The 20699-nt window shown below is 72.2% G+C and carries 11 protein-coding genes; 9 read left to right on the top strand and 2 right to left on the bottom strand.

The genetic code is table 11. The features are described 5' to 3' along the window. Nucleotides 1-2: 2 nt before the first annotated feature. The 6 genes from ABZ321_RS40400 (at nt 3) to ABZ321_RS40425 (ending at nt 9351) form a co-directional block, all read left to right on the top strand. Entirely contained in the window at nt 3-3497 is a 3495-nt protein-coding gene (locus ABZ321_RS40400; protein WP_354900924.1) for a 5-oxoprolinase/urea amidolyase family protein, read from the top strand. Further along, nucleotides 3494-5167: an allophanate hydrolase gene (gene atzF / locus ABZ321_RS40405; RefSeq protein ID WP_354900926.1), complete on the top strand. Its 1674-nt coding sequence runs from the start codon at nt 3494-3496 to the stop codon at nt 5165-5167. Before ABZ321_RS40400 ends, atzF begins: the two co-directional genes overlap by 4 nt. 90 nt (nt 5168-5257) lie before the next feature. After that, nucleotides 5258-6061, top strand: coding sequence for a TIGR02569 family protein (locus tag ABZ321_RS40410; RefSeq protein ID WP_344513814.1), 804 nt, complete (start codon nt 5258-5260; stop codon nt 6059-6061). A 193-nt stretch (nt 6062-6254) separates the two neighbouring features. Further along, nucleotides 6255-7253, top strand: a complete 999-nt coding sequence (locus tag ABZ321_RS40415) for a S66 peptidase family protein (protein WP_354900928.1) — start codon at nt 6255-6257, stop codon at nt 7251-7253. A gap of 231 nt (nt 7254-7484) precedes the next feature. Then, the gene (locus ABZ321_RS40420; protein ID WP_354900930.1) at nt 7485-8543 is read left to right on the top strand and encodes a polysaccharide deacetylase family protein; all 1059 of its coding nucleotides are present in this window, start codon (nt 7485-7487) and stop codon (nt 8541-8543) included. Between the two features lie 139 nt (nt 8544-8682). Then, nucleotides 8683-9351: a hypothetical protein gene (locus tag ABZ321_RS40425; RefSeq protein WP_354900932.1), complete on the top strand. Its 669-nt coding sequence runs from the start codon at nt 8683-8685 to the stop codon at nt 9349-9351. Nucleotides 9352-9395: 44 nt separating this feature from the next. Here the strand turns inward: ABZ321_RS40425 and ABZ321_RS40430 are convergent, their stop codons facing one another. Next, a complete protein-coding gene (locus tag ABZ321_RS40430; RefSeq protein WP_354900933.1) occupies nt 9396-9587 on the bottom strand; it encodes a hypothetical protein in 192 nt (63 codons plus the stop codon). Nucleotides 9588-9741: 154 nt separating this feature from the next. Here ABZ321_RS40430 and ABZ321_RS40435 point away from each other — a divergent pair, with 154 nt between their 5' ends. Then, nucleotides 9742-11238 carry a cellulose binding domain-containing protein gene (locus ABZ321_RS40435; protein WP_354900935.1) on the top strand — a complete coding sequence of 499 codons (1497 nt, stop codon included), beginning with the start codon at nt 9742-9744 and terminating at the stop codon, nt 11236-11238. A gap of 87 nt (nt 11239-11325) precedes the next feature. Here the strand turns inward: ABZ321_RS40435 and ABZ321_RS40440 are convergent, their stop codons facing one another. Continuing rightward, nucleotides 11326-13179: a hypothetical protein gene (locus tag ABZ321_RS40440; RefSeq protein WP_354900937.1), complete on the bottom strand. Its 1854-nt coding sequence runs from the start codon at nt 13177-13179 to the stop codon at nt 11326-11328. A gap of 326 nt (nt 13180-13505) precedes the next feature. Here ABZ321_RS40440 and ABZ321_RS40445 point away from each other — a divergent pair, with 326 nt between their 5' ends. Further along, nucleotides 13506-15011, top strand: coding sequence for a hypothetical protein (locus ABZ321_RS40445; protein WP_354900939.1), 1506 nt, complete (start codon nt 13506-13508; stop codon nt 15009-15011). Between the two features lie 212 nt (nt 15012-15223). Next, the gene (locus ABZ321_RS40450; protein ID WP_354900940.1) at nt 15224-20647 is read left to right on the top strand and encodes an AAA family ATPase; all 5424 of its coding nucleotides are present in this window, start codon (nt 15224-15226) and stop codon (nt 20645-20647) included. The last annotated feature ends 52 nt before the right edge of the window (nt 20648-20699 follow it).

Here is a 20699-nt window from a genome sequence, read left to right on the forward strand (position 1 = left end):
GCGTGTTCGACACGCTTCTGGTCGCCAACCGCGGCGAGATCGCCTGCCGCATCATCCGCACCGCCGCCCGGCTCGGCCTGAAGACGGTCGCGGTCTTCTCCGACCCGGACCGCGGCGCTCCACATGTACGGCTCGCCGACCAGGCGGTGCGGCTCGGCCCGGCCCCGGCCCGGCAGAGCTACCTGCTGGTGGACCGCGTGCTCGACGCGGCGCTGTCCAGCGGCGCCGGTGCGGTGCACCCCGGCTACGGGTTCCTCTCCGAGGACGCGGCCTTCGCCACCGCCGTGGAAGCGGCCGGGCTCGCCTTCGTCGGGCCGACACCCGCGCAGCTCACCGCGTTCGGCGCCAAGCACACCGCACGCGAGCTGGCCCGCGCGGCCGGCGTACCGATGATCGAGGGCACCGGCCTGCTCGCCGGTCTCGACGAGGCACTCGCCGCCGCCGACCGGATCGGCTACCCGGTGATGGTCAAGGCGACCGGCGGCGGTGGCGGCATCGGCATGCAGGCGTGCCACACGCCGGCCGAGCTCGCCGCCGCATTCGACCGGGTGGAACGCCTCGCCCTGGCCAGCTTCGGCAGCGGCGGCGTCTTCCTGGAACGCTTCGTGCAGCGCGCCCGCCACGTCGAGGTGCAGGTCTTCGGCGACGGCCGCGGCCGCGTCGTCGCGCTCGGCGACCGAGACTGCAGCCTGCAACGCCGCAACCAGAAGGTGATCGAGGAGGCGCCCGCGCCCGGCCTGTCCGGCGCGGTCCGCGAGCGGCTGCACAACTCGGCGGCGGCGCTGTGCGCGTCGGTGAGCTACCGGTCGGCGGGCACCGTCGAGTTCGTCTACGACGCCGAGCGGGAACAGGCCTCCTTCCTCGAGGTCAACGCGCGCCTGCAGGTCGAGCACCCGGTGACCGAGGAGGTCCTCGGCGTCGACCTGGTCGAGTGGATGCTGCGCCTGGCCCAGGGCGACGACGACGTCCTGGACACCCCGCGCCGGGGCGGTGCCGGCGCCGCCGTCGAGGCCCGCGTCTACGCCGAGGACCCGACCCGGGAGCATCAGCCCAGCGCCGGCCTCGTCACCGACGTCGCGTTCCCGGCGGGCGTGCGGGTCGACGGCTGGGTCGAGGCCGGCACCGAGGTGAGCACGGCGTACGACCCGATGCTCGCCAAGGTCATCGTGACCGGGGCGACCCGCGACGAGGCGTTCGCCAACCTCCGCGACGCCCTGGCCGCCACCCGCGTCGACGGCATCGAGACGAACCTCGGTCTGCTGCGGGCGGCGGCCGGCAACGGCGACGTGCTCGCCGCCCGGCACTCGACCGCGACCCTCGCCGGCGTGCACGACACGGAGTCGCGCATCGTCGTGGAGCGGGCCGGCACGCTGACGGCCGTGCAGGACTGGCCCGGGCGCACCGGGCTGTGGGAGGTCGGCGTGCCACCGTCGGGGCCGATGGACGACCTGTCGTTCCGGCTCGGCAACACGGCGCTCGGCAACCCCGAGGGCGCCGCCGGGCTGGAGTGCACCGTCGACGGGCCCGCGCTGCGGTTCACCGCCAACACCACGATCTGCGTCACCGGCGCCGCGATGCCCGTCACCGTCGACGGCGTCCAGGTGCCCCAGTGGGAGCCGGTACGGGTGCGCGCCGGCTCGGTCCTCGACGTGGGCCGGGCGACCGAGGGCGGGCTGCGGGCCTACGTGCTGTTCGCCGGCGGCCTCGCCGTCCCGCAGTACCTGGGCAGCGCGGCGACGTTCACGCTCGGGCAGTTCGGCGGGCACGGCGGCCGGACCCTGCGCCTCGGCGACGTCCTGCGCACCGCACCGCCGGCCGGCGCGACCTCCGCCGCCGTCCCGGTGGCGCAGCGACCGGTGATCCGCCGTGACTGGCAGATCAAGGTGACCGAAGGGCCGCACGCGGCCCCCGAGTTCTTCACCCGCGAGGACATCGACGCGTTCTACGCCGCGCAGTGGCAGGTGCACTTCAACTCCGCGCGCACCGGCGTCCGGCTGGTCGGCCCGAAGCCGCGGTGGGCGCGCACCGACGGCGGCGAGGCGGGGCTGCACCCGTCGAACATCCACGACACCCCGTACTCGGTCGGCGCCGTCGACTTCACCGGCGACGTGCCGATCCTGCTCGGCCCGGACGGGCCCAGCCTCGGCGGGTTCGTCTGCCCGGCCACCGTCGTCACCGCCGAGCGGTGGAAGCTCGGCCAGCTGGCCCCCGGCGACACCGTGCGGTTCGTGCCCGTGTCCGACCTCGACTTCACACCGCTGGTGCGACCCGTCGACGACGGCATCCTGGCCCGCGACGACGACGTCACCTACCGGCGGTCCGGCGACGACAACCTGCTCATCGAGTACGGCCCGATGACCCTCGACCTCGGCCTGCGGCTACGCGCCCACGCCCTGATGGACCGGCTGCGCGCCGAGGGCCTCGACGGCGTCGTCGACCTCACCCCCGGCATCCGCTCGCTGCAGGTCCACGCCGACCCCGCCCGCCTGCCGGTGCGCAGGCTCCTCGGCCTGGTCCGCGCGCTGCAGGCCGACCTGCCCGCCACCCGCGACCTGGCCGTGCCCAGCCGGACCGTGCACCTGCCGCTGTCCTGGGACGACCCGGCCACCCGCGAGGCCATCGCCCGCTACATCAACGGCGTCCGCGACGACGCCCCGTGGTGCCCGTGGAACATCGAGTTCATCCGCCGGGTCAACGGCCTGGCGTCCGTCGACGACGTCCACCGCACCGTCTACGACGCCAGCTACCTCGTCCTCGGCCTCGGCGACGTGTACCTCGGCGCACCGGTCGCGACCCCGCTCGACCCGCGGCACCGGCTCGTCACCACGAAGTACAACCCGGCCCGGACCTGGACCCCGGAGAACGCCGTCGGCATCGGCGGCGCCTACCTGTGCATCTACGGCATGGAAGGCCCCGGCGGCTACCAGTTCGTCGGCCGTACCGTGCAGGTCTGGTCCCGCTGGCGGCGGGAAGCCGGCGACCCTTGGCTGCTGCGTCACTTCGACCGCATCCAGTGGTACCCGGTCGGCGCCGAGGAACTGCTCGACCTGCGCGCCGACGTCGCCGCCGGACGGCACCGGCTGCGCATCGACGACGGCACCTTCCGTCTCGCCGAGCATGAGGCCTTCCTGGCCGACAACGCCGCCTCGATCGCCGCCTTCCGGGCGACGCAGGCCGCCGCGTTCAGTGCCGAACGCGACGCGTGGGCGGCGGCGGGCGAGTTCGACCCCCGCCCCGAACCGCCGGCGCCGCCCGCCGCCGGTGCGGTGTCCGTGCCGGACGGCGGCGCGCTCGTGGAGGCGCCGTTCGTCGCCAGCGTGTGGCGCGTCGACGTGCGCCCCGGCGACCGGGTCACCGCCGGGCAGTCGCTGCTCGCCCTGGAAGCGATGAAACTGGAGAGCGTCGTCACCGCGCCGCGGGACGGCACCGTCACCGACATCCTCGTCACCCCCGGAGCCCAGGTCGCTCCGGGCAGCCCACTGGTGGTGCTCGCATGAAACCGACCGACCGCGTCCGCGCCGCCTACGCACGCCTCGCCCTCGGCGAACGCCCCGAGGCATGGATCACGCTTCGCCCCGAGCGCGACGTGCTCGCCGACGCCGCCGCCGTGGAAGCCCGGCTCGCCGCCGGCGAGCACCTGCCGCTGGCCGGGCGCCTCGTCGCGGTCAAGGACAACATCGACGTCGCGGGCCTGCCGACCACGGCGGGCTGCCCGGCCTACGCCTACCAGCCCGAATGCAGCGCCCCCGCCGTGCAGCGCCTCGTCGACGCCGGCGCGCTGATCCTCGGCAAGACCAACCTCGACCAGTTCGCCACCGGCCTGGTCGGCACCCGCAGCCCGTACGGCGCGGTCCGCGACGTCCGCGACCCCGCCCGCGTCTCCGGCGGGTCCAGCTCCGGCTCCGCCGTGGCCGTCGCGCTCGGCATCGCCGACCTGGCCGTCGGCACCGACACCGCCGGCTCCGGCCGCGTGCCCGCCGCGTTCCAGGGCATCGTCGGCGTCAAACCGACACCGGGACTCGTCCCCACCGACGGGGTCGTGCCGGCCTGCCGCAGCTTCGACTGCGTCACCATCTTCGCCCGTACCGTCGCCGAGGGAACGCACGCCATCGCCCTCATGAGCGACCCGGTCCTCCCCGCGGACGCACCGCTCGCGGCGCCGCCACATCCGATCGTCGCCGTGCCGGACCGCGACGACCTGATCGGCCTGTCACCGCAGTGGCTCGACGCGTTCGAACAGGCCACGAAAACCCTGGAGACCCACGGCGCCCGGCTGCGGCCGATCCGGCTCGCGCCGTTCCTCGCCGCGGCGAAACTGCTCTACAACGGCGGGTTCGTCGCCGAACGGTACGCCGCCGTCGGCGCCTTCATCGACGGGCACCCCGACGACATCGACCCGACCGTCCGGGCCATCATCGGCGCCGCCCGCGACATCCCCGCCCACGTCCTCGTCGCCGACACCGAACGGCTCGCGCACCTGCGCCGCGAGGCCATGACCGCATGGGGCGACGCGGACGCGCTCCTGCTGCCGACCAGCCCGATCCACCCGACGATCGCCGAGGTCACCGCCGACCCGATCGGAGTCAACGCCACCGTCGGCACCTACACCAACTTCTGCAACCTGTTCGGCCTCAGCGCCGTCGCCGTGCCCGCCGGTGAGGCCGGCGGCACCAACTTCGGCGTCCAGGTCGTCGCCCGCGGCTTCGCCGACGCCGTCGCCGCCGACATCGCCGCACGGCTGGCCGGCGAGGCCCCGACGGGCGCGCACCGGCGGGGGCTGCCGATGATGGTGGTCGGCGCGCACCTGACCGGGCAGCCGCTCAACCACCAGCTCACCGAGGCGGGGGGCCGCCTGCTCCGCAAGGTCCGCACCGCACCGCAGTACCGGCTGCACTGCCTGACCACCGAACCGCCGAAACCGGGCCTGGTCCGCGTCCTCGACGGCGGCGCCGCCGTGGAGGGCGAGCTGTGGGAGCTGCCGCCCGCCGCGGTCGGCCCGTTCCTGGCCGCGCTGCCCTCCCCCATGGCGCTGGGGAAGGTACACCTCGACGACGGCTCGACCGTCACCGGCTTCCTGTGCGAAGCCGTCGCCGTCGCCGACGCCCCCGACATCACCGCCCACGGCGGCTGGCGCGCCTACCTGGCCTCCCTGCGGCCGCACCGATGAACACGCCCGGCGTTGCATGTGGCATGAGCGGATGTCTTCCTCGCTCAAATCGTGTCGATAGAACGATCGAGGGCGTCTACCGTGCACCGGGTGTCTCGTGATCACCCTTCATCGACCGTCCTGCACGCCTTCGGTGTCGACGGGCCTGCCCGACGGCTGACCGGCGGGCAAGGCACCTCGTGGGCTGCGGACCATGTGGTACTCAAGCCGGACGGGGGTGCCCTGCACGAATGGCTGGGCGATGCGTTCACCGACGTCACATGTGAAGGTTTCCGGCTTGCGGCGCCGGTCCGTACCCGTGACGGCGCGTGGAGCGTGCAGGGGTGGTCGGCCACGCGATGGGTCCAGGGTGGCGAACCGGACTACACCGCGGTATCGACGTGGCAGGAGATCCTCACGGCCGGCCAGGCGTTTCACCGGGCGGTTGCCCATCTCGGCCGGCCGGTCTTTCTCGATACGCGACGGGACTGGTGGGCACAAGCGGACAGAGCGGCCTGGGCAGAACGGGCTATCCGGTTCGTACCGGAGTTCGCCGCCCTGGCACGACGGCTGGAGGACGCACTGCAGCCGTTGGGGCGCCCGCAGCTCGTGCACGCGGACCTGACGAAGAACGTCTTGTTCGCTCCGGGGCTCCCTCCGGCCATCATCGACATCTCGCCCTACTGGCGGGCGCCCGCGTACGCCGACGGGATCGTGGTGGCTGATGCGCTCTGCTGGCACGACGCACCGTCGTCTCTGTGGGAGACGGTGGATGTATCGGCAGCGGCGGTAGCGCGCGCACTGCTGTTCCGGATGGCCACGACGAACGAGCGCGTTTTGTCCGGAGGCGAGGGAGTCGACCTGCAGGACGAAGCTCGGCGGTACGGTCTCGCGGCCGCAGCCATCGGTCTGTGACCCGTCAAGAGGTCCCCAGCTCGCAGGAGCGCGTACCGGTCTGCCTACCCTCAACCGGCCGAGGATCTACGGAGCTCGCATCGAGCACCCGAAGATCATGGACGAACGTCGCTGCGAGTCACGACTTCACCGAAAGTGAGCCAGAGCCTGGAAACGTGTCGCGGGTTGTGGTGCGGATGCGGATACTGCATCGGTGACCGGCTCCGCTTCGCCTCAGCCGCTCCGGCCTCGTGCGCTGAGACCCGGCGATCTCGTCGTCATCGCTTCGCTGTCCGGGCCGCTGCCCGCGGCGTACGAGCGCAACGTCGCGCAGACGGAGGTCGTGCTCGAGCGGATGGGGTTCCGCGTGCGCCGGGCCCCGCTGCTGGAAGCCGGGCGGCACCGGTGGTGGAGCGCGGCGACGCCGGCGGAGATCGCCGCGGAGCTCAACGGCCTTCTCCGTGATCCTGAGGTGCGTGCGATCATCGCGAGTGACGGCGGCCAGACGGCGTTCGGCTACCTCGACCTGATCGACATCGAGGCGATCAGGGCCGATCCGAAGCCGATCCTCGGCTACAGCGACATCTCCTTGCTGCATCTGGTGCTGTACTCGCGCACGGGCCTGGTCGGGTTCCATGCCGACATGGCCGTGCCCGGCTTCGGCGGCAACTGGCAGACGGCGCCGGCGACGCGCCGGGCGGAGCTCGAGAAGCTGTACTCGAGATTGCTGACCGACACCGCGGCGATCGGTCCGCTGCCTGCGAGTTCGTCGTGGGAGTGCTGGCGCGCCGGGCGGGTCGAAGGCCCGCTGATCGGTGGGGTGATCAACCGCATCGCGCTGGTACAGGCGACGCGATTCGCGGTGCCGCTCGACCGGTTCGACGGTGCCGTGTTGTTCTGGGAGGAGATGGGCGGCCAGGCGTCGCACGTGTGGAGCTATCTGCAGGTGATGCGGCACGGCGGCATCCTCGATCGGATCTCCGGCATGGTCGTGGGCGTTCCGCGCGAGATCGCCGGACTCGACTCGCCCGAGGCGTCCCCGACGCTGTCCGAGATCGTCCTCGACGTGCTCGGCGACCGTGACATCCCGGTGCTCGGCAACGTCGAGTTCGGACACGCCGGCCCGAACCTGCCGATGCCGGTCGGCATCCGTGTCGGTCTCGATGCGCAGCAGCGGACACTGTCGCTGCTCGAACCGGCGGTGCGCGGCTGAGCGCTCACGCCGGCGCGCGGCCCGTCCCGCCGTTACCCCCCATGGCGCCAGGAAAGGTACACCGCGACCGTCACCGGTTCCCGTGCGAAGCCGGCACGGTCGACGCCGCGCTTTTCGAAAGCTTTGACACCGCCGTGAAGGTCGCCCAATACTGGCGCCATCGACACCTGTCAAAGCCGGACGCCGACCGGTTCGTCGCACGCTGCCCAAATGAGGAGGAACGCGCGCACCATGAACACGCGTAGCCGTCTGCTCGCCACCGCTGTCGCCGTCTCGGCGGCCGCGGCCCTCTCCACGTTCGTCGCCTGGGCCGCCACCCCGGCGAACGCCGCGACCTGTAACGGGTACGTCGGGCTCACGTTCGACGACGGCCCGGGCACCAACACCGGCAACCTGCTCAACGCCCTGCGCCAGAACGGGCTGCGGGCCACGATGTTCAACGAGGGCCAGTTCGCCGCCCAGTACCCGGCCCAGGTCCGCGCGCAGGTCGACGCCGGCATGTGGGTCGGCAACCACAGCTACACCCATCCGCACCTGACCCAGCAGAGCCAGGCCCAGATCGACTCGGAGGTGTCCCGCACCCAGCAGGCCATCGCCAACGCCGGCGGCGGCACCCCGAAGCTCTTCCGGCCGCCGTACGGCGAGACCAACGCCACCGTGCAGTCGGTCCTGTCGCGCTACGGCCTGACCCAGATCATCTGGGACGTCGACTCGCAGGACTGGAACAACGCCAGCGTCGACGCGATCGTCCAGGCCGCCGGGCGGCTCACCAACGGCCAGATCATCCTCATGCACGACTGGCCGGCCAACACGGTCGCCGCCATCCCGCGCATCGCCCAGGGCCTGGCGGCGCGCAACCTCTGCGCGGGCATGATCTCCCCGCAGACCGGCCGGGCGGTCGCCCCGGACGGCGGGACCAACCCGACCACCCCACCGCCGACCACCCCGGGCGGCGGCACGTCGCAGCCGCCGACCTCTCCCCCTCCGGCGGGCGGCGCCTGCTCCGCGACGTACGCGGTCACCAGCTCGTGGCAGGGCGGATTCCAGGCCTCGGTCACGGTGCGCGCCGGGAACGCCGCCATCTCACGGTGGACGGTCAGGTGGACATTCGCCAACGGCCAGACGATCACACAGCTGTGGAACGGCACGCTGAGCACGTCCGGCTCGGCCGTCACCGTGACGAACGTGTCGTACAACGGCGCCGTCCCGGCCAACGGCACGACCTCGTTCGGCTTCACCGGCACCTGGAACGGCACGAACGCCGTGCCCACGCTGACCTGCACCGTATAAACGCGACTACCGGGCGGGCGCCTCACCTCGAGGCGCCCGCCCCGGCAGTGGGGCCGGGTCTCAGGTCGGTCCAGTTTCACGTTGACGATGTGGGCAGTCCGACGGCGATGAGGCGCTGGGGACCTGGGACGATCCTCGAGTGGCCCCTGACATCCGCCGTGCGCCCAGTCTGGACGAGGTTCGGCGCTACCACCTGGACCGCCTCAACCAAGCGTTGCGCCGCCCGGGCATGTGGGGTCGGGAGCTGTCCATCCGCTTGCTCATGGACGACGTCGCCTTTGTCGACGGGACAGACGAGCTGTGGCGGCAGGAACACGATGACCTTCGGGTCCGAGGTGCGTTCAACCCGCTTGGTGTGCACGGGGCGTTCACGGCGATCCTGCCCGGCTACCAGGACGACGGTGCGGCGGTAGCCTCTGTCTACGCCGACATAGCGTGGCGACTCGGCTGGCTGACCGTGGATCGGACCCTGCCCGACGACGAACACCAGCAGCTGAGCGCTGAGACTGATCGATGGAGTGGCCGGGACCGGCAACTCGATGAGATCGTCGCCGAACTCGGGCCACCGTCCGTCCTGTTCGGCGGCAGCAACCCGCGTTACGCCAAGACCCTCGCCTATGCCGCCGCGTCCGGCGCCAGAGGCTTGCTCTGCCTGCACTTCGCAAGCACCTACGACTGGAACGCGCCTCAGCCGCAGCCCGAGGCGCAGCCCGTCCTCGTGGCGGTCCGGTACGGCACCGGCGCCTTCGCCGACACGTTCACCTTTACCCCTGCGGGTTCCGCCTACCGCCATGACCGCGAGGTTTAGCAAGCTCCGAGCACCGGCAGCGTAGGCCGCGTCCACGTGCAGGTCTATCGGGTCCAGTCGCGGGTCAGCACCGACCGGGGCAGGTAGCCGGACTCGATGTCGATGTCCCAGCCGGTGCCGCCGGGCCCGCCCTCCTGCTCGGCATCGACCAGCGTCGCCACCCGCCGCGGGAAGTCGTCGGTCGCCGCGACGATCCGCTCATCGGCGACCGTGTGCCGGTTGATCCGAATTGTCATCGCAACAGTATGGCCGTGAACGTTTCCCGGCGGCGGGCCGCGTCGCCGCTGCTGAACGCCGTCCGGATGCATGATCCGGTCGCGGCGGCGTGCGCGGCCGGCGGCATCGGGGCAGCATTCGAAGCGCATCGACAGTCATCGAGGAGGAGCGCCCATGCGATCAGCGCGGATATGGTCCCGTACGACGATCGTCACGGCCGCCACGGTCGTCGTCGGGTCGACCGGTGTGCTCGCGACGACGCTGGCCGCGCACGCCGCCGCCGGATGCCGCGTCAAGTACACCGTGACGAGTCAGTGGCAGGGCGGCTTCGGCGCGAGCGTGGACGTCACCAACCTCGGCGATCCCGTCACCAGCTGGCGGCTGACCTGGTCGTTCGCCGCCGGGCAGACCGTCACGCAGCTGTGGAACGGCACGGTGAGCCAGTCGGGGTCCACGGTGACGGTCACCAACGCCGCGTGGAACGCCGCCCTCGGCACCGGCGCCACCACGAACTTCGGCTTCGGCGGCACCTGGAACAACGCGTCCAACCCGGTGCCGGGGACCTTCGCGCTCAACGGCGTCGCCTGTACCGGAAGCACGGCATCACCGACCGCCTCCGGCAGTGGCCCGGCGGGGACCGTACTGGACCAGGTCAGCACCGTGGGCCGGGTCCGAGCGGCCGGGACCGCCGCGCAGTTCACCTGGCCCGGCACGTACTTCGAGGGCCGGTTCCGCGGCACCGGCGTCGGCCTGGCGCTCAACGACGCCGACAACGACTACGTCGTGCAGGTCGACGGCACCACCGTGGCGAACCTGGTGACGCCGGGCCGGACCACGTACTGGGTGCGCGGCCTGCCGGGCGGCGAGCACACCGTGCGGCTGGCGAAGCGGACCGAGAGCCCGTGGGCCGCGGGCGAGTTCGGCGGCCTGGTCGCCGACACCGGCGGCGCGATCCTGGCGAAGGCCGGCCGGCGCAGCCGCCAGATCGAGTTCATCGGCGACTCGTGGACCGCCGGCTACGGCAACATGTCGACGACCCGCGACTGCGCCGGCAACGGCGGCGTGACCCGCAACTCCAACGCCGACGCGTCGTTCGGTGCGCTGACCGCGAAGGGTCTCAATGCCGATTACCAGATCATCGCCTGGTCCGGCATGGGCATGGTCCGCAACTACGGCGGCCAGAACACCGCGTACAACTTCCCGGCGAGCTACTACGACAAGGACCTGCAGGCGCTGTACAACAGCGGCGTGTGGCCGGTGCCGAGCACGTGGCGGCCGCAGGTCGTGGTGGTCGGCCTGGGCATCAACGACTTCTCCACGGCACTGACGTCCGGCGAGAAGTGGTCGACGACCGGCGCGCTCGCCGCCGACTACCGCGCGGCCTACCAGACCTTCATCGACAGGCTGCGGACCCGGTACGGCACGAGCACGCACATCGTGCTCGCATACCCGGACCTGACGTACATGACGACGGCGTTCGCCGACTCGGTCCAGCAGATCGTCCAGGCCCGCAACAGCGCCGGCGACGCCCGGGTCTCGGCGCTGTACTACGACAACACCGCCCTGGGGCTGGACCTGCTGGGCTGCGACTGGCACCCGTCGCGGCACGACCACCAGGTCCTCGCCGCCGCCCTGTCCCAGCACCTGTCGACACTCCCCCTGGCCTGGTGACCGACCGCCGACAAGGACGTGCTGCCGGGTCGCCGTCGGGGTTCCCGGGCCTGCTCGCCTGGGCGGCCGCCGGCGCGCGTTGCCGGGCTACTGCTTGACGTAGTCGGTGCCGTTGTAGCGGTACGTGGTGGTGTGGATGGTGCCTTCGGCGCAGCTCGGTTCGCAGTCGTTGAGCTCGCTGCGGACGGTGTAGGTGCCCTTGGCCGTGTCCATGACCAGGCGAGCGCTGTAGAACCGCTCCTGGTAGCCGGACTCGGCGTCGGGCAGGGTCGCGAAGTCCTTCAGCCCGCCCGCGACCGGCCGCAGAATGATGACGCCGTTGAGGCGGCCCGGGTTGAAGTTGATGAAGACGTTGCCGGTGGCGTCCATGCCGGGGTCGGCGAAGGCCACCGACTCCCACTGCCTGTCGTAGTCCTTGCGCCAGACGACCTTGCGCTGGGCGTCGAACGCGATCAGGTCGGAGCTGCCGTAGCCGCCGGCGCCGCCGGTCGGTGACAGCGCGACCACGAGGGTGACGACGCCCCAGGTCGGATGCAGGAACGCGAACTGGCCCTTGACGCGGCAGCCGGGGCAGTTGTTGGCGCGCAGGTCGGCGTCGGCGACGGTGGCGGCCTTGAGGCGGATGACGACGTCGTACACCGGATCGCTCTTGCCGCCGAAGCCGGCGAACTGGTCCCACAGCTCTCGCAGGCCGGTGACCAGCAGGTTGATGCCGGTGAGGATCAGCCCGACGGCCGTGCCGACCATGTTCAGCAGGACCCCGGCGGCGAAGACCTTCACGTCCTTCAGCTGCGCCTTCATGATGCCCGGCAGGCAGCCCCAGACGGCCTTCGTGACATCGAGGGCGTTGGTCTCGTTCATCTCGGTGAGGTCGGAGACCGCCTTCGTACACTCGATCAGCCCGTCGATGGGCTCCGCGTTCGCGGTGCCGCCGAGCAGCAGGAACAGCCGGTCGATCGTTCCCTTGGCGGCCTTGGCCAGCGTGTCGCTCGCCGCCTTCACCACGGCGTAGTACACCTGGATGCCGAAGACGATGGCCGAGATCGCCCAGGCGAGGATCGACATCTCGGCCGTGACCCGGCCGGTGGAGTTCTCCGGCACCTCGAGGGTCAGCGTGTCGCCGCCGTCGACGATCCGCGACGAGGTGCCCTTCGGGGTCACCGCCAGCATGCCGAGCGCCCGCGCCGCCGAGTCGGTGCTGAACCCGTGCGACTGCCCGTCGACGACCTTCCACGCGGACGGGTACGCGATCTGCATGAACGTGCGCGAGTTGTTGGCGATCCGCACCACCCGACGGCCGTTGTCGACGCCGAAACACCATTTGACCCGGTCGCCGCCGTCGCTGGTGACCTCGACGCCGGCCGGCCGGGCGGCCTTCTCGTCGCCGCAGCGCGGCTGCGCCACGCCCGAGCGGCCGGTGATGTAGTTCTTGAAGTCCTCGCCCCGGTCCTTGATCCACTTCTTGATGTCGAGGCCGCCGAGGAAGCCCCTGGAGAAGTGGTCGACGGTCGCGGAGATGCCGCTCTCCCCCGCGGTGTATGTCGTGGGCACCCAACGCCAGTCCCCGGCGGCGTCCTGCCAGACGACGACCGGCGTGAGGGTGCCGTCCTTCACCGCGGCCGGCGCCTGGAACGTCACCGTCGCCGGCTGCGTCAGCCCGCCGGGCAGGTCGACCGCGACAGCCGGTCCGGCGACCGCCATCCCGTCCGGTGCCGCCGGCGCCTCGCCGCCGACCGCGAGCTTCGCGACGACCCCGTCCTTGGCCGCGCCGTCGGGCAGCACCACCTGTACGTCGGCGACCGACAGGGTGGTCGCCGCCCCGGCCTTGACCTGCGCGCTCACCTGCGCCGCCGGCGGGGCCGGCTTCCTCCGGCCGGAGCAGGCGGTGGTCGGCGCGACCACCACGATCACCGCCACGACCGCGGCAAGCACGCGCCTCATGGGGCCGACGTTACGGCCCCGCCCGGCCTCGCCGGATCACCGCGAACGATGCGTTCCCCTGCCCATGTGGGGCGACTTTGCTGCCCTGACAGCGTGGTGTCGTAGAACGTCAGAGGTTCCGGGGAGCGGCCGGGTCGTCGACACTGTGAGTGCGACCCCATTCCCGCGCCGGGGCCCTCGAATCCCCCGGGGGACGGACCCACAATAGGAGTTCGGAACGTGGTGAGCCAAGCACGGCCGAGTCCGCGCAATGTGCCACCCAGTGTGGTCGAGGCCGAGATCGCCAACCCGGGAACGACCGGCGCGCGGATCGCGTCTGATCGCCCATGAGGAACGTTTCGGTGACGCTGGCGTGGCTGACACATCCCGTGTCCGCCGTCGCGGTGCTCGTGCTGCTGGTGAACGACCACCTCCTCAAGGCGGCCGCGCCGGGCGTGGTGACCGGCAAGCTCAGCGACGTCGCCGGTCTGGTCTTCGCCCCGGCACTGGTCGCGGCGCTGTGCTGCCTGCTGGTCCCCCGCCTTCCGGCGCGATGGGCGGCGGCCGGTTCGACGGTACTGGTGGGCGTGGCGTTCGCCGCGGTCAAGGCGGTGCCCGGCGGTGCCGATGTCGCGTCGGCGGCGTGGAGCGTGATCCGCCCGTCGACGATCCTCGCCGACCCCACCGACCTGCTCGCGCTGCCCGCGCTCGGGATCGCCTGGTGGGTCCGGGGCCGGACCCTGACGCCGGTGGTGTCCACTCCGGTCGCGCGCGGTGTCCGCGCCGCCGTGGTGCTGCCGTTCGCGGTGCTGGGCGTCGCCGCGACGAGCGCGCCGGACTACCCGGCGGTGGACCGGGTCGTGGTCGTCGACGGGCAGGTTCGGGCCATGCTGTACAACGCCTTCCACGGCCTGCCCGACGGCGACAGTGACCTCGACGGCGCCGCGGCGACCGTCGACGGCGTGACCTGGACCGCCCTCAAGGCGCCCGTCACGCCGGACCTCCCGCCGCGCGCCACGAACGCGTGCGTGCCGGACCGGCCGGACGTGTGCTACCGGGTCGTGCCCGGCCGGCTCGCCGTCGAGGAGAGCACCGACGCCGGGCGGACCTGGCGGATGTCGTGGCAGGTGGCGGAGGGGCGGCGCACGTTCCTCGCCCGGCGCGACAGCGACCTGCGCTCACCCCGCGAACACCTCAGCGCCGCGGAGGTCGCGATCCTGCCAGTCGCCGGCGGCTACCGCGTGTTCGTCGCCAACCGGCGCGACGGAGTCGCGGTCCGGCAGCCGGACGGGGCATGGCAGCGCATCGGCCTGTCGTACGCCGGCAAGACCTGGCCGCCGGCGCCGCTCACCGCACCCGGCAAACACATCTGGGCCGAGTACGCCCTCGCCGTCGCGATCGGGTCCGCGCTGTACGTCCTGGGCCTGCTGCCGGCCCTGTCCCGGCGGCGGGTGCTGGCCGGCTTCGCGGCGGGCACGACCGTCCTCGGCGCGATCGTCGTCGCGCTCGCCCAGCTGGTGGACTCGTTCCTGGGTCTCGGGTTCACCCTGATCGGCATGGGCGTCGGCGTCGCTGGCCTCGTGTGGTGGATCGCCACCGTCGCCGGCGACCCACGACCACGGCCGTGGCTGTGGCCCACGCAGGCGGCACTGGCAGCAGCCGCCGCCGCGGGCGTCATCGCGACGTTCTACGGCTGGTCGGCGGGCCACCCCGACGCGTACTCCACGGCGGCCGGCATCGCCGGCGCGGTGACCGGCGCTGCCGTGGCAGGCACCGTCGTCCTCGTCCTGTTCGGCCGTGGCCCGGCGGCCCGGCCCGAGCCCGAATACGAGTGGACCACCAGCGGCGGCTGACCTCATCGCACGGTGCCGCGGCCGGCGGTTTCACCCACATCGCGTCCGCGTGAATAGTCGGCTTCGCCCGGGAACAGGATCTAAGTACGCTTTGAGGTGGATCGGATCGTGCCGGGAGGTGTCTGATGCAGAACGGCGGGATGCTGCGTGGCCGCGATCCACCCGGTCGGATCGAAATACTGTACGAGAGCGAGCACACTCGGGTCACCCGGTTGCTCGTCGCCGGGCGCACGGTCATCCGCAAGGAGTTCTCGGGACCGGACGCGGACCGGCGGGTGCGGCACGAGGTGGCGATCCTGGGGCGGCTGCGCGGCGTGGTCGGTGTCCCACAGTTGCTGGAGGCACCGCGGTGCCCGGGGTCGGTCGTGGTGGAGGATGTCGCCGGCACGAGCCTGGCCGGGGCGGCGAAGCCGCTGGCGGCCGATGACCTGATCGGGCTCGCGGTGAAGCTGGCCCGGACGGTGGCGGGGATGCACCGCCGGGGCGTGATGCACCGCGACATCACGCCGGCGAACATCGTGGCGTCCCGCGACGGCGCCCTCTGCCTGGTGGACTTCGCGCTGGCGACGTCGATCGCCGAGCTTCGTCCCGGGTTCACGCACCACACCGAGATCGCGGGGACGTTGGCGTATCTGGCGCCGGAGCAGACCGGGCGCACCGGCCGGCCGGTGGATCAGCGGGCCGATCTGTACGCATTGGGCGCGACACTGTATGAACTGGCGACGGGCGCGCCGCCGTTCGGCTGGGGTGACCCGCTGCGGCTCACTCATGATCATCTGGCTCGGGTGCCGGTGCCGCCGGCGCAGGCGAACCGGACCATCCCGGCGCCACTGTCCGAGATCATCATGCATCTGCTGGAGAAGGAGCCGGACAAGCGGTACCAGACCGCGGAGGGCCTGGTCCGCGACCTGGAGCGGCTACGGGACGCCGACCCGCGCGCGGCGACGATGCGGGTCGGCGAGCGCGACGTTCCGCCGCGGCTGTTGCCGCCGTCACGGCTGGTGTGGCGCGATGCGGAAGTGGCGGTGCTGACGGCGGCGTTCGAGGAGGCGCTTACGGGCCGGTGTCAGGGTGTGCTGATCTGCGGGGCGCCAGGGGTGGGAAAGACGGTGCTGGTCGATGAACTGCGGCCGGTGGTGACCGGCCGGGACGGCTGGTTCGTGGCGGGCAAGTTCGACCAGTACCGGCGGGACCTGGAATGCGACGCCGTGCACCAGGGGTTGCGGGCGGTGGGTCGGCTTCTGCTGGCCGAGTCGGAGGACGAGCTGGCCGACGTCCGCAAGCGGATCCTGGCGGCGGCCGGCGCGAACGCGGGCCTGCTGACCGCGGCGGTGCCGGAGTTCGCGGCACTGCTGCGGGTGCCGCCCGATCCGGGGGATCCGCTGACCGCGCAGGCGCGGGCACAGCGGGTGGCGTTCGACGTGTTGCGCTCGGTCGCCTCACGGAAACGGCCCGTGGTGATGTTCGTCGACGACCTGCAGTGGGCGGGACGAACGGCGATGGGCTTCGTGGACCTGGTGCTGAGCGCGGAGCCGGTCGACGGTCTGCTGCTGGTGGCCGCCTACCGCGAAGGTGACGTGGACGCGGTGCATCCGTTGGCGGCTGCGCGGACCCGGTGGTGTGACCGGCCGGAGGTGCGGGACCTGCGGCTGGCCAACCTGCCGGTCGCCGGCACGGTCGCCATGGTGGCGGAGATGCTCCACGTGGACAAGGCCACGGCGGCGACCCTGGGCGACGCGATCAGTCCGTACACGTCCGGTAATCCGTACGAGACGGTGGAGCTGCTCAACGCGCTGCGCCGTGACGGTGTGCTGGTGGCGGGGGCCAGGTGGCGGTGGGATGCGGCGCAGGTGCGCGCTCACCTGGACCGGCCGGAGGTTGCGGGACTGTCGGCGGCGCGGGTCGATGCCATGCCGGCGCAGACGCGGCTGATGGTGGAGGCGATGGCGTGCCTCGGTGGGCGGGCCGAGCTGGGCGTGCTGCAGACCGCCGTCGGCGAGCCGGCGGAGGTGATGGAACAGCGACTCGCGGCCGCCCTCAACGAGGGGGTGCTGGTGTTGGAGCCCGGGGTGCGGGAGGCGGTGCTGTTTCGCCACGACCGGATCCGTGAGGTGGTCCTCCGCGGGGTGGAACCTCGCCGGCGGCGCAGCCTGCAGTTGGCGATGGCGCGGCGGCTGGCGGCGATGGCGGAGTTGTTCGCGGTCGCGGCGGAACAGTACCTGCCGGTGGTCGATGCGGTCGACGACCCCGCGGAACGGCGCCGGACGGTGGAGCTGTTCCGGCGGGCCGCCGAACAGTCGACGATGATCGGGGAATACTCGCTGGTGAACGCGCTGCTGACGGCCGCGCTGCGGTTGATCGGCCCGGACGAGACCGCCGCGCTCGTCGAGGTGCGCACCGGCCGGCACGCCGCTCTGTACAGCCTGGGGCTCCTGGAGGAGGCGGACGAGGAGTTCCGCACGATCCAAGGGCTGTGCCCCACCCCCTTGGAATGTGCGCCCGCCACGGCGGTGCAGGTGCGCGGCCTGACGCACCGCAACCGCTACGTCGAGGCGATCGGGCTCGGCCTGGAGTCACTGCGTGAGCTGGACAGCGCCGTGCCGACCGCGGACCGGCTCCCGACCGAGCTCGACCGCCGGTTCGACCTCATGTACCGGTGGCTGGAGCACGAGGACGCCGTGGACGAGCTGACCCGGCCGGAGGTCACCGAGCCGGTGGTGCTCGCCGTGGCCCGTCTGATCAACGCGATCCTGCCGGCGGTCTACTTCGCCGCCGACCACGCCAGGCTCGCCTGGCTGAGCCTGGAAGCGCTGCGGATCTGGATCGAGCACGGCCCCGCCGGCCCCCTCCTCGGCCCGGCGAGCCACGTCGGCTTCGCCGCCGTGTCGGTGCGCGGCGACTACGCCGCCGCATACCAGGCGATGCATCGAATCCTGGCACTGGGCGAGGCCCGCGGCTACGAGCCCGACACCTCGCAGGTGCGCTTCCTGTCCACGCTGCTGAGCTGCTGGTTCGAGCCGATCGAAAACGGTGTCCGCGCGAGCCGGCGGGCTCGTGCAGGCCTCGTCGCGGGGGGCGATCTGGCCAACGCCGGATACACCTACTACCTGGACATGGTCGGTCTGCTGGACTGCGTGCCGTCGCTGGACGTCTACGTCGCCGAGGTGGAGGCCGGGCTTGCCTTCGTGCGGCAGACCGGCGACGAGCACATCGGCGAATCGTACGACAGCTACCGGCGACTGGCCGGTGTGCTGTGCGGCGAAAGCGCCACCATCGCCGGTGCGACGTCCCCCACCGACAGGTACGCCGAGAGCCCGTGGGCGCTGTTCCACCTCCAGGTCACCCGCGCGATCGCCGCCGCCATCCTCGATGATCTGGTCGGCCTCACCCGGTGCACCGCGGCGGCGATGCCCTTGCTGTCGGCCGCGGCCACCTTCTACCCGACCGCCGCCGCGCACGTGCTGCGTGGACTGGCCCTCGCCGGGCAGGCCCGAGCCGGCCACACCGGAGAGCGCGACGGTCTGCTGTCCGAACTGGACGAGGTGACGCACTGGCTGGCAGCACGCGCCGCGGACGCGCCGGCCAACTTCCTGCACTGGCTACGGTTGCTCGAGGCCGAGCGGGCCTGGGCCGTCGGCGACTTCGTTGCCGCCGTCCACGGCTTCGACGCCGCCCGGCACGAGGTCGCCCGCCACGTACGGCCATGGCATCAGGCCCTGATCACCGAACACGCCGCCCGCTTCTACCTCGCCCACGGCGTCGAACACGCCGGCTTCGAACTGCTCGCCGCGGCCCGTCAGGAGTACCTCGCCTGGGGCGCGACCGCGAAAGTCGACCAACTGGACTGGGCCTACCCGGCGTTGCGACCGCACGACGAGCCGATCGACAAGCACGACGCCCGCCACCCCGGCGACCTTCTCCAGCGTCGCCCCACCATGACGACCGGAACCGTCGACCTGCTCGGCATCCTGTCCGCGTCGACGGCGCTGAGCTCCGAGACCAGCACCGAAGGCCTGTACTCCCGCCTGGTCCAGGTGCTCTCCGCGATGACCGGCGCCACCGGAGTGCACCTGCTGCTGTGGAGCGACGACCGGGACGAATGGATACTGCCCGCGCCCGGGGATGGCTGCAGCATCATCCCGGCCAGCGGCGCCGGTTATGAGCACACGGTGCCGATGTCCGTGCTCCGATACGCCGAGCGGATACGCGAGCTGCTGGTCGTGGGCGATGCCACCCGTGACGACCGCTTCGCCCGGGACCCGTACTTCACCGGCCTCAGCTCCTGCTCCCTGCTGGCCGTGCCCATCCTCAACCGCGGCATGCTGCGGGCGGTGCTACTGCTCGAGAACCGCCTCATCCACGGCGCGTTCACCGCCGAACGGCTCGACTGCGTCAGACTCATCGCCGGTCAGCTCGCCGTGTCGCTCGACAACGCCCACCTGTACACGGCCTTCCGCCGGATCGCCGACGAGCAGGCGGCGTTGCGGCGGGTGGCGACGCTGGTCGCCCGCGGGGCGGCGCCCGATCGCGTGTTCGCCGCGGTGGCCGACGAGGTCGGCGCGCTCTTCCACGCCGACGGCACGTCGATCCTCCGATTCGAGCCGGACGGGGAGGCGACGGTGCTGGGAGGCTACGGACTCAAGCAGACCGCACCGGGTTGGCGCGGCAGGCCCGACCCCCGCACCGCCATGGCGACGGTACAGGCCACAGGTCATTCCGCGCGCCGCGACGTGGACAAACCGGCGTCAACGACGCTGCCCGGGATCGAGCCCGACATCTGCTCCATGGTCGCCAGTCCGATCGAGGTCGAGGGGCGGCTCTGGGGCGTCATGCGCGTCGGGTCGCGCCGCCAACGGCTGCCCCACGACACTGAGCAGCGGCTGGCCGACTTCACCGGGCTCATCGCGACCGCCATCGCCAACGCTGAGAGCCGGACCGAGCTCACCGCGTCCCGAGCGCGGATCGTCGCCGCCGCCGACCAGACCCGCCGGCGCATCGAGCGCGACCTGCACGACGGAGCCCAGCAGCGGCTGATCTCCCTGGCCCTGCAGCTGCGCACCGCGCAGGCGGCGCTGCCACCCGAGCTCGACACGCTCGCCGAACAACTCGACCGCGCCGTCGCCGGGGCGACGGGCGCCGTGGACGAGCTCCGCAAGATCTCCCGCGGCATCCACCCGGCCATCCTGACAGAATCCGGCCTCGGCCCGGCGCTGCGCACGCTTGCCCGCCACGCACCGATCCCCGTCGACCTCGACATCCGCATGGAGGGACGGCTTCCCGAGCACATCGAGGTCAGCGCGTACTACATCATCGCCGAGGCAGTCACCAACACGGCCAAACACGCGAACGCCTCAGCCGTCACCGTCACCGTCGAAACCGACACCACCGGCGGCGTCCTGCGCATCGTGGTCCGCGACGACGGCGTCGGCGGCGCCGACTTCACCCGCGGCACCGGCCTGGTCGGCCTCAACGATCGCGCCGAAGCGCTCGGCGGCCGGATCGTGCTCCACAGCCCGCGCGGAGCCGGGACCACCCTGCGCGCGGAGCTCCCACTCACCCCGGCCGAGTGGGACGCCGGCCGCCGATCCGCGTCGGGCAGGATCCGCTCACCCGGCGCACCCGCGGATTGCGGGTGACGCCGGCGCCGCAACGGCAGCCGTGGCGGGCACACCGATGCCCATGGCAGCG

The sequence above is a fragment of the Dactylosporangium sp. NPDC006015 genome (genome assembly GCF_040614215.1).
Classification (GTDB): domain Bacteria; phylum Actinomycetota; class Actinomycetes; order Mycobacteriales; family Micromonosporaceae; genus Dactylosporangium; species Dactylosporangium maewongense.

What these genes read in the sequence shown, in the direction of transcription:
- ABZ321_RS40435 (WP_354900935.1), top strand. Translation starts at nt 9,742, where the DNA reads ATGCGATCAGCGCGGATATGGTCCCGTACGACGATCGTCACGGCCGCC.
- ABZ321_RS40430 (WP_354900933.1), bottom strand. Translation starts at nt 9,587, where the DNA reads ATGACAATTCGGATCAACCGGCACACGGTCGCCGATGAGCGGATCGTC.
- ABZ321_RS40445 (WP_354900939.1), top strand. Translation starts at nt 13,506, where the DNA reads ATGAGGAACGTTTCGGTGACGCTGGCGTGGCTGACACATCCCGTGTCC.
- atzF (WP_354900926.1), top strand. Translation starts at nt 3,494, where the DNA reads ATGAAACCGACCGACCGCGTCCGCGCCGCCTACGCACGCCTCGCCCTC.
- ABZ321_RS40440 (WP_354900937.1), bottom strand. Translation starts at nt 13,179, where the DNA reads ATGAGGCGCGTGCTTGCCGCGGTCGTGGCGGTGATCGTGGTGGTCGCG.
- ABZ321_RS40420 (WP_354900930.1), top strand. Translation starts at nt 7,485, where the DNA reads ATGAACACGCGTAGCCGTCTGCTCGCCACCGCTGTCGCCGTCTCGGCG.